The sequence below is a fragment of the Nonomuraea sp. B1E8 genome (assembly GCF_039871515.1).
Taxonomy (GTDB): Bacteria; Actinomycetota; Actinomycetes; order Streptosporangiales; family Streptosporangiaceae; genus Nonomuraea.
The window spans coordinates 44,814-58,394 of the sequence record NZ_JBDPLS010000009.1; the positions used below are offsets into that span (position 1 = coordinate 44,814).

At 71.3% G+C, this 13,581-nt stretch carries 14 protein-coding genes; 6 read left to right on the top strand and 8 right to left on the bottom strand.

Annotated elements, in window-relative coordinates; translation table 11 throughout:
• Positions 1–25: 25 nt before the first annotated feature.
• Entirely contained in the window at positions 26–292 is a 267-nt protein-coding gene (locus ABGA98_RS27690; RefSeq protein ID WP_347621338.1) for a zf-TFIIB domain-containing protein, read from the top strand.
• A gap of 157 nt (positions 293–449) precedes the next feature.
• Here ABGA98_RS27690 and ABGA98_RS27695 read toward each other — a convergent pair whose 3' ends face one another.
• The 4 genes from ABGA98_RS27695 to ABGA98_RS27710 all read right to left on the bottom strand — a co-directional run bounded on the left by ABGA98_RS27695 (position 450) and on the right by ABGA98_RS27710 (position 4,977).
• Positions 450–1,379, bottom strand: a complete 930-nt coding sequence (locus tag ABGA98_RS27695) for a ferritin family protein (protein WP_347621339.1) — start codon at positions 1,377–1,379, stop codon at positions 450–452.
• Positions 1,380–1,559: 180 nt separating this feature from the next.
• The gene (locus ABGA98_RS27700) at positions 1,560–2,537 is read right to left on the bottom strand and encodes a hypothetical protein (RefSeq protein ID WP_347621340.1); all 978 of its coding nucleotides are present in this window, start codon (positions 2,535–2,537) and stop codon (positions 1,560–1,562) included.
• Positions 2,538–2,574: 37 nt separating this feature from the next.
• Positions 2,575–4,215, bottom strand: coding sequence for an ABC-F family ATP-binding cassette domain-containing protein (locus ABGA98_RS27705; RefSeq protein ID WP_347621341.1), 1,641 nt, complete (start codon positions 4,213–4,215; stop codon positions 2,575–2,577).
• Positions 4,216–4,455: 240 nt separating this feature from the next.
• Positions 4,456–4,977, bottom strand: a complete 522-nt coding sequence (locus ABGA98_RS27710) for a CGNR zinc finger domain-containing protein (RefSeq protein ID WP_347621342.1) — start codon at positions 4,975–4,977, stop codon at positions 4,456–4,458.
• 25 nt (positions 4,978–5,002) lie between these two features.
• Between ABGA98_RS27710 and ABGA98_RS27715 the strand changes: the two genes are divergently transcribed.
• The 4 genes from ABGA98_RS27715 to ABGA98_RS27730 all read left to right on the top strand — a co-directional run bounded on the left by ABGA98_RS27715 (position 5,003) and on the right by ABGA98_RS27730 (position 7,716).
• Positions 5,003–5,176: a hypothetical protein gene (locus ABGA98_RS27715; protein WP_347621343.1), complete on the top strand. Its 174-nt coding sequence runs from the start codon at positions 5,003–5,005 to the stop codon at positions 5,174–5,176.
• A 52-nt stretch (positions 5,177–5,228) separates the two neighbouring features.
• Positions 5,229–6,998 (top strand): long-chain fatty acid--CoA ligase, encoded by a 1,770-nt coding sequence (locus ABGA98_RS27720; RefSeq protein WP_347621344.1) that lies wholly within the window; start codon positions 5,229–5,231, stop codon positions 6,996–6,998.
• Entirely contained in the window at positions 6,995–7,186 is a 192-nt protein-coding gene (locus ABGA98_RS27725) for a hypothetical protein (RefSeq protein WP_347621345.1), read from the top strand. The genes ABGA98_RS27720 and ABGA98_RS27725 overlap by 4 nt, the downstream gene beginning before the upstream one ends.
• Before the next feature lie 89 nt (positions 7,187–7,275).
• Positions 7,276–7,716, top strand: coding sequence for a YbaB/EbfC family nucleoid-associated protein (locus ABGA98_RS27730; protein ID WP_347621346.1), 441 nt, complete (start codon positions 7,276–7,278; stop codon positions 7,714–7,716).
• Between the two features lie 47 nt (positions 7,717–7,763).
• On the opposite strand, the gene ABGA98_RS27735 is transcribed toward ABGA98_RS27730, so the two are convergent.
• The 4 genes from ABGA98_RS27735 to meaB all read right to left on the bottom strand — a co-directional run bounded on the left by ABGA98_RS27735 (position 7,764) and on the right by meaB (position 10,886).
• Complete coding sequence (locus tag ABGA98_RS27735; RefSeq protein ID WP_347621347.1) at positions 7,764–8,468, bottom strand: hypothetical protein; 705 nt, start codon at positions 8,466–8,468, stop codon at positions 7,764–7,766.
• A complete protein-coding gene (locus ABGA98_RS27740; RefSeq protein ID WP_347621348.1) occupies positions 8,452–8,661 on the bottom strand; it encodes a hypothetical protein in 210 nt (69 codons plus the stop codon). Before ABGA98_RS27740 ends, ABGA98_RS27735 begins: the two co-directional genes overlap by 17 nt.
• A 296-nt stretch (positions 8,662–8,957) precedes the next feature.
• Positions 8,958–9,899, bottom strand: coding sequence for an acyltransferase domain-containing protein (locus ABGA98_RS27745; protein ID WP_347621349.1), 942 nt, complete (start codon positions 9,897–9,899; stop codon positions 8,958–8,960).
• 27 nt (positions 9,900–9,926) lie between these two features.
• Positions 9,927–10,886: a methylmalonyl Co-A mutase-associated GTPase MeaB gene (gene meaB / locus ABGA98_RS27750; protein WP_347621350.1), complete on the bottom strand. Its 960-nt coding sequence runs from the start codon at positions 10,884–10,886 to the stop codon at positions 9,927–9,929.
• Positions 10,887–10,997: 111 nt separating this feature from the next.
• Here meaB and ABGA98_RS27755 point away from each other — a divergent pair, with 111 nt between their 5' ends.
• Positions 10,998–13,580, top strand: coding sequence for a protein kinase (locus ABGA98_RS27755; RefSeq protein WP_347621351.1), 2,583 nt, complete (start codon positions 10,998–11,000; stop codon positions 13,578–13,580).
• Position 13,581: the final 1 nt, after the last annotated feature.

Consider the following 13,581-nt stretch of genomic DNA (forward strand, 5'->3'; position numbering starts at 1 on the left):
CTCAGAGCCAAGGAGAGCGACTCAGATGCATTGCCCTAAGTGCCACGGAAACATGCGGACCTATGAGCGCAACGGTGTCCACATCGAGCAGTGCGACAACTGCCGCGGGATCTTCCTCGACTACGGCGAGCTCGAGACGCTGTCCCGGATGGAATCGCAGTATCACTCGGCTCCCCCGCCCGCCCCCGGCCCCGGCCCCGCGTGGGGCGCACCGCACGGCGGCCACGGCGGCCACTACGGACACAAGGGTCACCGCAAGGGCAGCTGGGTGGGCATGCTCTTCTCGAGCTGATCCGGTCACACCTCGAGAGCACGACGGCCGCGCACCAGGCAAAGGTGCGCGGCCTTCTCCGTCGCCTCCGGCAGGTCCTGAGGTGCGCGGCTCGAAATGCCGGCGTCACGAGGCGTGCGGCCGAGTGCGACCCGGCGCCCGCGGAGGCGCCTGTGGCTCACGCACCTGACCGGCGGTGCCCCACCTCGGCGAACCTGCGCGCGTGCGCCAGTTCGTCACGGCCGGTCTCCGCCAGCAGCGCCGCGGCTTCATGGTCGCCGGCCGAAGCGGCCTCGCGGGCGAAGTGCGGGTACATCTGGCGGCCTTCGCGGATCTCGCCCTTGATCGAGGTACGCAGGTTCGTCGCCGTGTCGCGGACGAGGCCGGCGAGCGTCGCCTCCTCGGCGAAGTGCTCGGTCAGCTCGACCTGCGCGGTGCGCCAGAACAACATCGCCAGCCGGGGCTGCCCGGACTCCTTGGCCTGCCGGGCATAGAAGGTGTACTTCGCGTAGGCCAGCGCCTCACCGCGCATCGCCGTCTCAAGGTTGCGCAGCGTCCGCCGCGACGACACCCTGGGCCCTCCGGCCGGGATGCTCACCGGCTCGGCGGTCACGTCCGTCGGGATCGTCGCGCCGGACGACGGGTGGGTGATGGCCCGCAGTGCCTGGACGAACGTGGCGCGATGGTCGGCCTCGTCCTCGGCGATCTCCGCGAAGCGCTCAGCCGCCTCCGTGTCACCGTCCTGCCTGGCCTGCGCGGCGAACTGCCGGTACATCGTGGTCGCCTCGTACGACTCACCGGAGATGGCATCGCGCAGGTTGGCGGCGTTGTCGCCGACCAGCCCGGTCAGCTCCCCCTGCTCGGCGAAGTGCTCGTTCAGCTCGACGTCGGCGGTCTGCTCGTACACCCTGCGCACCTGCCGGAGGTGTTCCCGCCCCGCCTGTACGGCATAGGCCCGGTACGAGGCGTACGCGAACGCCTCACCCTCCATGGCCTCCCGCACGTTCTCCCGTGTCGACGGATGGAGATCCTCGTGCTCCGAGGCGTACGCCGCCGCGATCGCCCCGCCCGGCGCGACGACGGCGGCCGCCGCGCTGAGCGCCGTCACCCTCGCCTTCCATCTGCCGAAACCTCTGCCTCCCATGTGCTCCCCCGCTCAATGGCTTGTTCGCTCCCGTGGACCCCAGGAGTCATATCCCGCCACAGCCGTCCGGACCTTCGCCTCGCGTAAGAGCAGGCCCAAAAGATGGGGACGAAGAATCTCCGGGCCCGGCGCCACGGGGAGAGCTCAGCCGGGGAAGTCGTCCGGGTCCACCGGGGAGGTGCGGGCGTTGCCGCCGGAGATGGCGTGCAGGGTGACCCGCCAGTCGTGCCAGCGGATCTGCGTGGCGGTGTAGGTCGTCCTGAACTTCACCGTCTTCTGGAACCTCTCGAAGCTGCACTCGCGGGTGAACGCCTTGCGCTTGCCGTCCCAGTCGACGCCGTGCGTGAAATAGATCCGGTACGTGCCGTCGCGCACGCCCCGCACCTTGTACGTCGCGTTCTTGCGCACGTAGACGCTGAACGCCTTGCTGCCGCCCCGCACGGCGGTGATCACCGCGTCGCGGCCGCCGCCGTTGTCGATCTCCAGTGAGCCGCGGCCGTTGAGCGTGCCCTTGCGCACGTACGAGCCGTTGCGCAGCCTCCTGTTCTGCTTCTTCCCGGCCGTCACGCCGACGACGTCGGCCTTGTAGTCTCCGGCGCTCTCCAGGGCCTTTCCGGCCTCGTCGAGCTGGTCCAGCGCGTCGTCGAGGTCGGTGAGCACGGCCGAGGAGGTGCACAGGTCCCTGTCGCCGACCTTGTCGCCGGTGGAGGCCAGCGCGGACGCGACGGCGCGCAGGCCGGCGACGTAGGCGTCGTGCTGGGCGCGCACGGACTCGGGCGGGGTGAGGCCGGCCAGCTCGTCGGCGCCCCCGCTCAGCGCTGATTCGGCGCGGCCGAGCCGCTGGTCCAGCGCTTTGAGACCGCGCGCGCCCTCCAGCGCGTCGAGCGCGTCGCGGATCGGCTTGCGCTCGCTGCCGAGCTCGTCCTTGTACGCCTCGGGGGTGAGGGCGGTCGCGCTGGGGGCAGGCGTGGCGCCGCTGACCGAGGGGGCGCCGCCCTGGCCGCCGGCCACGCCGGTGACCTTCGACTCACCCCCCGTGGGCGAGGGCGGACCGGCCGAGCACGCGCCGAGTGTGAGGGTTGTCAGGGCGAGAACGCAGGGGATCAACCGCGGTGCTGCCACCTGCCACACTATCGCCCGGTTGATCCCCGGCCGTCAATCATGTTTCGGCCAGTCCGGCCTCCCTGTCCTGGTGCAGCCAGCGGGTGATCCCGAGCGTCTCCAGGAACGGCATGTCGTGGCTCGCCACGATGAGCGCGCCCCGGTAGGCCGACAGCGCCTGCGCGAGCTGACCGACGCTGGCCATGTCGAGGTTGTTGGTCGGCTCGTCGAGCAGGAGCAGCTGCGGCGGCGGCTCGGCCGACAGCAGCGCGGCCAGCGTCGCGCGGAAGCGCTCGCCGCCCGACAGCGTCCCGGCCGCCTGGTTGGCCCGGTCGCCCCTGAACAGGAAGCGCGCCAGGCGGGCGCGCACCTCGTTCACCGAGGCGGAGGGGGCGGCGGCGCGCACGTTGTCCACCACGCTCAGCGAGTCGTCCAGCAGGTCCAGCCGCTGCGGCAGGTAGCGGACGGGCACGTGGGCGCCGTGCGCCAGGATCCGCCTGAGCAGCGTGGTCTTGCCCGAGCCGTTCGGCCCGAGCAGCGCGATGCGCTCCGGCCCGCGCACGACCAGGGTCTCCAGCACGGCCGTGCGGACCTCCTCGGCGCCATCCTCAGCGCCGTTTCCAGGGCCGTCCTCTCGCGTGGCGGGTGCGCCCCCTGGGAGCGGGTCCAGCGGGAGGGTCAGGACCGTCCGGCCGGCCGGCACCTCGGTGCCCGGCAGCTCGATGCGGATCTCCGCGTCGTCGCGCACCGACTGCTCGGCCTCGGTCAGCCGCTCGCGGGCCTCCTCCAGCTTCTCCAGGTGCAGGGAGCGCTGCTTGCCCGCGCTCACCTGGGCCTTGCGTTTGAGCCCGTTCGCGACGATCTTCGGCACCTTCTTGTTCTCGAACGCCTTCCTGCCCGTGCGCAGGCCCCTGTCGATCCTGGTGCGGGCTTCGATGAGCTCGCGCTGCTGCCGTCTCACCTCGCCTTCCGCGGTGCGCACCGTACGTTCGGCGGCCTCCTGCTCGGCCGCGACCTGCTCCTCGTAGGCGCTCAGGTTGCCGCCGTACATGCGCACGGCGCCGTCGCGCAGCTCGGCGATCTGATCGACGAGGTCGAGCAGCGCCCGGTCGTGGCTGACGAGCAACAGCACGCCCTGCCAGGCGGACACGGCGGCGTAGAGCCGCTGCCTGGCGTCGAGGTCGAGGTTGTTGGTGGGCTCGTCGAGCAGCAGCACGTCGGGCCGTTTCAGCAGCTGGGCGGCGAGCGCGACCATGACGGCCTCGCCGCCGGACAGGGTGCCGACCGTGCGGTCCAGGCCGATGTGGCCGAGGCCGAGGCGGTCGAGCTCGGCCCGCGCGCGTTCCTCGACGTCCCAGTCGTCGCCGACCGCGGTGAAGTGCTCCTCGGCGACGTCTCCGCTCTCGATGGCGTGCAGCGCCGCCCGCGTCGCGCTGATCTCCAGCAGGTCGGACACGGTACGGCCGGCGGCGAGCGGCACGCTCTGCGGCAGGTGTCCCACCTCGCCCGAGACGGAGACTGACCCGGACCGCGGGACCAGCTCGCCGGCGATGATCTTGATCAGGGTGGACTTGCCCGATCCGTTGAGCCCGATGAGCCCCGTGCGCCCCGCGGGAAACGCGGCGTCGAGCCCGTCGAGCACCTTGCCGCCGTCCGGCCAGGCGAAGGAGACATGATCGAGGACAAGAGAGTAAGACATGAGGCGGCTCCCATCACAAACGTCGAAATGTCGTGACGTGGCGGGAAATCACCGCATAGACGCGCAACCCAGGGGAACTCGTACGGAGTCCGTGATCGAGGCGAGGATGTCGCCGAGGTCAGGTGTGCGCGCAGGCCCAGGACAGGGCGGAACGGCGCGGTGCCCGCGACCTCAGATCCTCACGTCGGCTGCCCCCACAGATCGGCGATAAGACGACCGGAAGTGTATGCGACGTGCAGATCACCTGGCAAGGCCGCGTGCCCGATGCGCCGCGACGTTCACCCTGTTGGCGCAGGCCGGCGAGCAGAACCGGCGGCGCCCGTTGCGCGAGGTGTCGATGTAGACGACACCGCAGCCGTCCCTGTCGCACCGCCCCAGCCGCCGGCCGCCGGCGAACGACATGGCCATGGCCAGGCCGCCGGCCGTGGTGTCCCTCGCCCTGGCCACGATGTCGGCGTCCACCGAGAAGAAGTGCAGGTGGGGCTCGCGGCCGTCGTGGGCGCTCACGTACGGCTTGGACGCGGTCACGTCGAGCAGCTCGTTGACCAGCCTGATCTGGGTGTCCTGGTCGAGCTCCCCGAACACCGGGCGGAGCCGTCGTGCCCACTCCCGCAGCTCCCCCGCCTGTGCCGGGGTGACGGCGGCGCGCAGCAGGCGGTGCTCGGTGAGGATCGCCTCGACCGCCGCCGGGCTGAAGTCGGTGGCGTTGACCAGCGCCGCCGCGAGAGCCGCCCCGTTGCCGCCGTAAGCGTTGAAATGCATAAGGCCATTACATCAGGTTGGAATCATGCACTCCGCGGATCAGCACGACCCTCTCGCCCTGACCCTCGTCTCCTCTCACCGCACGTCCGAGGGCCAGGTCTCCTACCTGAGGTGCGCCTGCGGCGTCTGGGAGGTGCGGACCTCACGCATGGTCGCGACCGCCGCTCCCGGAGGACGGTCGATCGGGACCATCGACTGAGACGCCGCCGTGGTCCTAGAGTCGGCCCCACACACCCTCCAGGAGGTCAGGCATGTCCAGCATTCCGTCCTTGCTGCGCGACAGGATCGCGGCGACTCCGGACGCCGAGGCGTACCGGGTGCCCTCCGATGAAGGCTGGAGCTCGCTGTCATGGCGGGAGGTGGGCGAGCGGGTCCGCGGCCTGGCCCTGGGGCTGGCCCGGCTCGGCGCCGGGCCGGGCACGCGCGTGTCGATCCTCTGCTCCACCCGGCTCGAATGGATCCTGGCCGACCTGGCGGTGTTGTCCACGGGGGCGGCCACGACGACGATCTACCCGTCCAACACGGCCGCCGAGTCGGCCTTCGTCATCACCGACTCGGGCAGCACGATCGTCATCGCCGAGAACGACGAGCAGGTCGCCAAGATCAGGTCCGTGCGGAAGGAACTGCCCGACGTCACCCACGTCGTGGTGATCGACGGCTCGCCGGGCGACGACGGCTGGGTGATCACCCTCGGTTCGCTCGGCGAGGACCCCGCGGGCGGCGACTACGACGCCATGGTCGACGCCATCGCCCAGGACGACCTGGCCACGCTCATCTACACCTCGGGCACCACCGGCCGGCCCAAGGGCGTGGAGCTGACCCACGACAACTGGCTCTACGCGGCCGGCGCCGTGCGCGAGATCGAGCTGATCTCCGAGGCCGACCTGCACTTCCTGTGGCTGCCGCTGTCGCACTCGTTCGGCAAGCTGCTGGAGGTCGTGATGATCGACGCCGGCGTGCCCACCGCGATCGACGGCCGTCTCGACAAGATCGCCGACAACCTGGGCGCGCTGCGGCCGACGGTCATGGCGGCCGCGCCGCGCATCTTCGAGAAGATCCACAACACGGTCGTGGCCAACGTGCGGCGCGAGGGCGGCGCGAAGCTGGCCATCTTCACCTGGGCGAAGCGGACGGGCATCAGGGTCGCGCGGGCCCGCCAGCGCGGTGTCTCCGTCCCGATCACCACGAGGATCGAGTACGCCCTGGCCGACCGCCTGGTCTTCGCCAAGCTCCGCGAACGGTTCGGCGGCCGGATCCGCTTCTTCATCTCGGGCGCCGCCCCTCTGTCGCAGGACATCGCCGAGTTCTTCGACGCGGCCGGCCTGACGATCCTCGAGGGGTACGGCCTGACCGAGTCGTCGGCCGGCAGCTTCCTCAACCGGCCCGAGTCGGTGCGGTTCGGGACGGTCGGGCAGCCGTTCCCCGGCACCGAGGTGCGCATCGCCGACGACGGCGAGATCCTGATCGGCGGGCGCGGCATCATGCGCGGCTACCACGGCCTGCCGGAGGAGACGGCGGCGGCCCTGCGGGACGGCTGGCTGCACACGGGCGACATCGGCGAGCTCGACGAGGCCGGGCGGCTGGTCATCACCGACCGCAAGAAGGAGCTGATCAAGACCTCGGGCGGGAAGTACGTGGCGCCGACCTACCTGGAGGGCCGGATCAAGGCGGCCTGCCCGTACGCGTCCCACGTGTTCGTGCACGGCGACCGGCGCAACTACGTGACGGCGCTGGTCACCCTCGACATGGACGTCGTCAGGCCGTGGGCGCAGGCCGAGTCGCTGCCCTCGGACCCGCGCGAGCTGTGCGAGCACCCGCGCATGCGCGCGGAGGTCGAGAAGGCGATCGATCAGGTCAACGCCGGCGAGGCGAGCTACGCGACGGTCAAGAAGTTCGCGATCCTCGCGGGGGACTTCACCGTCGAGACGGGCGAGCTGACCCCCAGCCTCAAGATCAGGCGCAAGGTGGTGGAGGAGCTCCACGGCGACGTCCTCGACTCCTTCTACGCCTCATCGGCGTGATCTCCCACCGCCCCGTGTACGGCATGCCCGCGGGCGCGGCCCACTCGGCGTACCCGGAGAAGTCGACCAGCGGCCGCAGCAGGAGGAAGACGAGCAGCGGGATGCCCAGCCGTATGAGCCGGTCGCGCATGAAGGCGCGGCCGCCCTTGCGGTCGTGGGAGCGGGGGGTGAAGAAGCCCAACATGTAGCACACCTGCGAAGATCATGCCTGGATGGCGTAACAGAAGCGACTTGTGCTATTACCGTCTGTTGAAACCGCACACAACGGAGGAAACCGGTGGAAAGCCCGCTTGGCAGCTTCGCGAACATCGACGTCGAGGCGTTCCTGCGCGATTCCCAGCAGCGCGCGACCAGATTCGCCACTGCGCAGAAGGAGGCCGCGGCGGTGGTCGGCCGGGCCACGGCGGCCAACGGTCACATCGTGGTCGAATGCACCGCGCAGGGCGGCGTGACCCGGCTCGACATCGATCCGAGGGCGAAGCGGATGAGCGTCAAGGAGATGTCCGAAGCGATTCTCGCCGCCATCCGTGACGCCGACGCCGACCTCCAGCGCCAGTTCTCCACGATCATGGGCGAGTCGTTCGGTGGCCTGGACCCCGCCATGGCCGACCCGGACACGGCACTGGCGAAGGTCGCCGAAGCGCAGCAGGCGTTCGACAGCATGATGAGCGACGCCATGGGCGAGCTGGATCGCCTGCGGAGGAAACTCGGCCACTGAAGGAGCCTTCGCGGGACGGGGCCCATCCCCGCCCCGCCGGGGAGGGATCAGACGTCGGCGGTGCTGCCGCCTTCCTGTCGCCCCGCCCCGTATGACGGCTTGAGGCCGTCGGTGAGGGTGAACTCGGCAGCGACGGCGCCGGCGGCCGCCAAGCCGACACCCATCGCGGAACGGGCGAGGAAACGCTGCATCTGCCTGACCCTTCCCTCGATGCCCGCCGCCACCGTATCCATGACGAGGCGGCCGTACAGGCGCCCTCCCGGCCCCATGAGCAAGCTCTTGGCCGTAGTCGTCGCCCCCACGCTCGCCGCGAGGAGGCTGAGGTAGATCCCGAACGTCTGCAGGTTGGCCACCCACCTGAGTATGGTCGACAGGGTTCGGGCGGAGTCGGACGCGGTGTCCGACGCCAGAACGTAGCCGTCCATCCGCTCCCCGTAGAGTTCGCGCTCCGGCGCCTGCCAGCTCGCGTGCGAGACGCTGTCGTGCTGCTGCTGCGCCGTTCGGCCCGCGGCGTACAAGCCGCCGCCGAAGGAGCTCCAGCCGTCGGCCGCCCTGTGTACCACCTGGGGGTCGGTCGGCACCGTCAGCCCGTACGTGAGCACCGTCCTCTCCAGGTGCGGGAAGACGCAAGCACTGAACACCAACATGGCGAGGGTGAGGTACTGCAGGTTCTTGAGGTCGCCGCCCTCGTCGCCGGGCTGCCACGGGCTGGGGGTCCCGCCGGGGACGGGGATCTTAAATCCTTCGGACATGCTCTTCGTTCCTGGTTTCCGCGATCTCGATGTTGCCGGCGACCGAGTGCAGCCCTTCCCTGCGCTGGTGCAGTCCGGCGATGGCGTTGGTGACCGTGCTCTCGGCGTAGCCGACGATCTTGTCGTGTTCGAGCGCGAACGGGAAGCCGAGCACGCCCATGGCGAACGGCCCCATGCGCATGTTCGGGGGCATGCGACCGGCCTCTTGCAGATGTGACACCGGAGAGGTGCCGTCGCTGTCGTCAGTGAGAGCGTCGCCCAGCGCCCTGATCGCCGGTAAATGATGGATACGTGATACTTCGTCCCCTACCACACCTGCTCCAATTACATGGATGTATGACTTGGGAGGCAATAGTAACGAGGTGTTGCGAAAGGTGCACGCAGGGCAGCGGTGGCAGGCTCATCGCTGGTTGAGGCCGTCGCGATCCGCCACGTCGATGCGCCGGCCCGGGCAGCGTCCATGACGCCGTTCGCGCCGCCTGACCGGCGTCAGAAACGCAGCCAGCCGATGCGGCCGTACCAGGTGCCGCCGGAGGCGAGGTGATCGGCGACGGCCCTCTCCAGGCGTGTGCGGCGCGGCAGGCGGGCCGGGTCGCCGGGGTCCGCGCCGAACACGAACGGCACCGTCTCAGCGCCGTCGAACCTGTGGAGCGGGTGGAAGCGCCGCTGGAAGGCGATGATGTTGGAATCGGCCGGCAGGTGGCGGGCGAGCTGCTCGTCCAGCAACCACGACCCGCACGTCATGACCTGGTAGTCCTCCTGCGGGAAGTGCCGGGGGAAGAACCGCCTGGCCCGATCGAACGACGCGTCGCACGCCTCGGGCGTGAGCGGGCCGTAGAGGTCGGGGACGTGCACCCCGAGCGCCAGCCGCCGCGGCCCCACCGCGATGCCCGCCTCCTCGATGGCCGCGGCGGTCCGCTGCCCCGTCGTGCCCCGGTTGAACTGGAGCCTGCCCAGGGCGTACAGGATGCCGCGGGCGTGCAGCATGAACCAGTGGGGCGCGTGCAGGCCGCCGGTGCCGTGGCGCTTGCGGTGCACGGCCATGTTGCGCCCCAGGTCGGCGAACGTCGCCCAGGACACCTCCTCCGGGATGCCCAGCTCGCGGTGGTAGCGGCGGGTGTGCGGGAGGGCGGCGAGGAAGACGTACACGTAGAAGTACGGCCCCAGCTCGGGCAGGGGGTGGAACCGCGGCGGGTCGTCCAGGTCACCCATCGTGGACACCAGCGAGTGCGCGCACCGCTCGGCCAGCCACCACTGCGGGCTGCCCGGCTCGGGGCGGGCGGCGAGCACGGCGTTGATGTCTTCGTGCGGCACGGCGAGGCGCAGCAGCTCGGACGGCAGGTCATCGGGGAGAGCGAGGTCGATGCCGCCCAGGGACTCGAGGTGGGCGAGCCAGCCGGGGTGGGCACTCAGCAGGGCCTTGACATCCATCCTGGTCACCCTAACCACCGCCGGAGATCACGGACGTTTGAACACCGACAGCAGGCGGTCGGCCGCGAGCGCGGGGGTGAGGTCGCCCGCGAGGACGTCACGCTCCACCTCCTCGGTGATCGCCGCGACGCCCGGATCGTGGCGCAGCTCCGCCAGCAACCGGTCCTGCACCAGGGTCCAGGTCCACCGCACCAGCTGCCGGCGGCGCTTGGCGGGCAGGTCGATCGCCTGCTCGTGAGCCAGGACCTGCCGCCAGAGCTTGTCCAGCCCGTCACCGGTCAGGCCGCTGCAGGTCAGCACGGGCGGCGGCGTCGAGTCGGAGCGGAGCATGCGCAGCGCTCCCACCAGCTCGCGCGCGGCCTTCCTGGCCGGCAGCTCGTGGTCGCCGTCGGCCTTGTTGACCGCGATCACGTCTGCCAGCTCCAGCACGCCCTTCTTGATCCCCTGGAGCTGGTCGCCGGTCCGTGCCAGCGTGAGCAGCAGGAACGTGTCGACCATGTCGGCCACGGCGGTCTCCGACTGGCCGACCCCGACCGTCTCGACCAGCACGACGTCGAACCCGGCCGCCTCCACGACCACCATGGCCTCCCTGGTGGCCTTGGCGACGCCGCCGAGGGTGCCGGACGTGGGCGAGGGGCGGATGAAGGCGGAGGGGTCGACGGACAGGCGGGCCATGCGGGTCTTGTCGCCGAGAATGCTGCCGCCCGTCCTGGTGGAGGAGGGGTCCACGGCCAGCACCGCCACCTTGTGACCCTGCTCGGTGAGCATGGTGCCGAAGGCGTCGATGAACGTCGACTTGCCCACGCCGGGCACGCCGGAGACGCCCACCCTGCGCGCGTGACCGGACTGCGGGGTCAGCTCGACGAGCAGGTGCTGGGCCAGGGCCATGTGGTCGGCTCTGGTCGACTCGACGAGCGTGATCGCCCGGCCGATCCACGTACGCGAGCCGGCGCGTACGCCGCGGGCGTAGTCCTCCAGCGAGTGCACCCCACTTACCCCTTTCTTCCCAGTTGATCAGCCTAATGTCTTACAAGGCTTGACATTTGCCAGTAGGGTGCTGGAGTTCTGATCTCAGCCGTCACAGGAGTCACTCCCCTCATGCCCAACGTCGAACCCCTTCACGAGGGCGACCCGGCAGCGGTGGGGCCGTACCGGCTGGTCGGGCGGCTCGGCGCGGGCGGCCACGGCGTCGTCTACCTCGGCCAGGCACGCAACGGAACCCCCGTCGCCGTCAAGGCGCTGCGCGAGGGGATCGTCATGGGCGGCCGGCTGGTCAAGGACATCGCCACCGCGCGCATGGTCGAGCCCTTCTGCGTCGCGCGCGTGCTCGACGCGTCGACCAGCGGCAGGGCGTACATCGTGGCCGAGTACGTGGACGGGCCCTCGCTCCAGCAGGCCGGCCGGCACGCCGGCGTGGAGCTGCAGCGACTCGCCGTGGCGACCGCGACCGCGCTGGACGCGATCCACCAGGCGGGCGTGCTCCACGGGGACTTCAAGCCGGCCAACGTGCTGCTCGGGCCCGAAGGGCCGCAGGTGGTGGACTTCGGCATCGCGGCGGCACTCGGGTCGGGCATGAAGGCGACGAGCACCATCGTGGGCACGCCCGCGTACATGGCCCCCGAGCAGCTCGCGGGCCAGCCGGTGGGCGCGCCCGCGGACGTGTTCGCGTGGGGGTCGGTGATCGTGTTCGCGGCCACGGGGGTGCCGCCGTTCGGGGACGACTCGCTGCCCGTGGTGATCAACCGCATCGTGAACGACGAGCCGCAGCTCGGCGAGCTGCCGCGGCCGCTGCGCGAGGTCGTGCCGGCGTGCCTGGCCAAGGATCCGGCGGCCCGTCCCTCGATGCGCGACGTCCTGCTCCACCTGACCGCGCCCCAGCGCAAGGGCACGCCCCCCGCACAGAGCACCCCTTCCGCCGAAGCCGCACCCCCCGCGCGGGGCCCCGCCTCCCACCAGGGCGCCGCCTCCCCTCGCGGCGCCGGCTCCACGTCCTCCGGCTCCGGGCAGGGCACGCGCTCTCCGGAGACGGAGGAGTCGCAGCAGGCGCCCGCGTACGACGCGCCGTACCAGACGCCGGAGCATCAGACCGCCGGCCAACCGGCCAGGAACGACACCCCCGACTGGCTCTGGGAGCAGACACCGGAGCCGGCTTCCACCGAGCCCGCGGCGGGGCCCGACGGCGAACAGCCCGCGCACCACGCTCCCGGAGCCCTCCCGGACACGCCCGGTCAGGGAGCCTGGCCCGATACGCCCGGCCAGCCTGGGTTCGAGACACCCGGCCAGCCTGGGTTCGAGACACCCGGCCAGTCCGGGCGCGACATGCCCGGCCGGCCTGCGTACGATACGCCTGATCGGCTCCGGCCGGAGCCGGGCGACTCCGCGGCCTGGCAGCAGACCGCCGACCAGACTCTCGATCAGGAAGCGTCCCCGCCGCTCGGCGGCACCGCCGGTGAGCCGCCGCCCCTCGGCAGGATCGTCGGCGAGCCCCTGCCGAGGCGCAGGACCAGGCCGCCGCAGCAGGGCGCGGCTCCCGGTGATCCCGCCTTCCACCAGGGCCCCGGGCAGGCCGCGTACCCGTCGCCTGATCACCGGCCGGGCGGTGGCCCGCACGGGCCGGGCCGCGAGGTCCAGGACCCGCAGGGAGACCCGGGACAGGAAGGCCCTGCGCACGGAAGTCCCGCGCAAGGAGGTCCGGCGCAGGATGGCTCGCCGCTCCAGGCGCTGTTCGATCTGTCGTCGCCGGTCGAGTCCACGCCCGGGCACGGCACGCAGCAGGCGTTCGGGCAGGGCGCGCCGCACGGCTCCCCGGCCGGGTTCGGAGCACAGTCCGGGCACGGGACCTACGAAGCACCGTCCGGGCACGGGACCTACGAGCCACAGACCGGACACGGGACGCAGGACGAGGGGCAGGACCGGTACGGCGGGCAGGTGCCCGAGGTGCCGACGTGGTCGGAGCCGCCCGCGCCGTTCGCCGCGAAGCAGGGGCTCGAGCCGGCGCCGTTCGAGTCTCAGCCGCATGCCTCCGTGCCTCCTCACGCGCCCGAGTCGACGCACGCGGTGCCGACGCCGCAGTCCTCGGCGCTCGTCGACGCCCTGGTGGCCGGCGAGAGGGCATCCGCGGCTCCCCCGCCGCGGAAACGACGCCGGGCGAAGAAGGCGGTGATCGCCTGCGTCTCCGGTGTGTGCGCGCTCGCCCTCGGCGGCGCCATCGTCTGGCTCACCCCCACCACGCCCACCCCCAAGACCACGAGACTCGCCGTCGTCAGCGACGCGCCGACGGCCTCTCCGTCCGCCACCAAGGCCGAGCGGCCAAGGCGCGGCCGTACCACCACCTCCCAGCGCGACGACTCGACCGGCACCGGCCGCGCCACGAAAGGCCGGCTGAGGCTGGTCTACGTACGGGCCGGAGGCACCAGGACCGGCGACTGCTGGGCCGGCGGCGAGGCGACGCTGCAGGCGCTGGTCGAGCGGACCGGCGAGGCGGTGAACTTCGCCTACACCTGGTACGTCGACGGGTCCGCCATCGGCCGCGCGACGGCGGGGATCTCGCGGAACGGCCGGCGCTATCTGGCCGCGCCGCGCAACCTCACGAGTGCGGGGGGCGTCCACAAGGTCACGTTGCGGATCACTTCTCCCCTCACCACCCAGCGGACCGTCTCCGTCACCATGTGCCCGCAGTAGC

Bases quoted from the DNA above. Each gene is read 5' to 3' on its own strand.
- ABGA98_RS27690 (WP_347621338.1), top strand. From the start codon at position 26: ATGCATTGCCCTAAGTGCCACGGAAACATGCGGACCTATGAGCGCAAC.
- ABGA98_RS27705 (WP_347621341.1), bottom strand. From the start codon at position 4,215: ATGTCTTACTCTCTTGTCCTCGATCATGTCTCCTTCGCCTGGCCGGAC.
- ABGA98_RS27710 (WP_347621342.1), bottom strand. From the start codon at position 4,977: ATGCATTTCAACGCTTACGGCGGCAACGGGGCGGCTCTCGCGGCGGCG.
- ABGA98_RS27715 (WP_347621343.1), top strand. From the start codon at position 5,003: ATGCACTCCGCGGATCAGCACGACCCTCTCGCCCTGACCCTCGTCTCC.
- ABGA98_RS27720 (WP_347621344.1), top strand. From the start codon at position 5,229: ATGTCCAGCATTCCGTCCTTGCTGCGCGACAGGATCGCGGCGACTCCG.
- ABGA98_RS27735 (WP_347621347.1), bottom strand. From the start codon at position 8,468: ATGTCCGAAGGATTTAAGATCCCCGTCCCCGGCGGGACCCCCAGCCCG.
- ABGA98_RS27740 (WP_347621348.1), bottom strand. From the start codon at position 8,661: ATGCCCCCGAACATGCGCATGGGGCCGTTCGCCATGGGCGTGCTCGGC.
- ABGA98_RS27745 (WP_347621349.1), bottom strand. From the start codon at position 9,899: ATGGATGTCAAGGCCCTGCTGAGTGCCCACCCCGGCTGGCTCGCCCAC.
- ABGA98_RS27755 (WP_347621351.1), top strand. From the start codon at position 10,998: ATGCCCAACGTCGAACCCCTTCACGAGGGCGACCCGGCAGCGGTGGGG.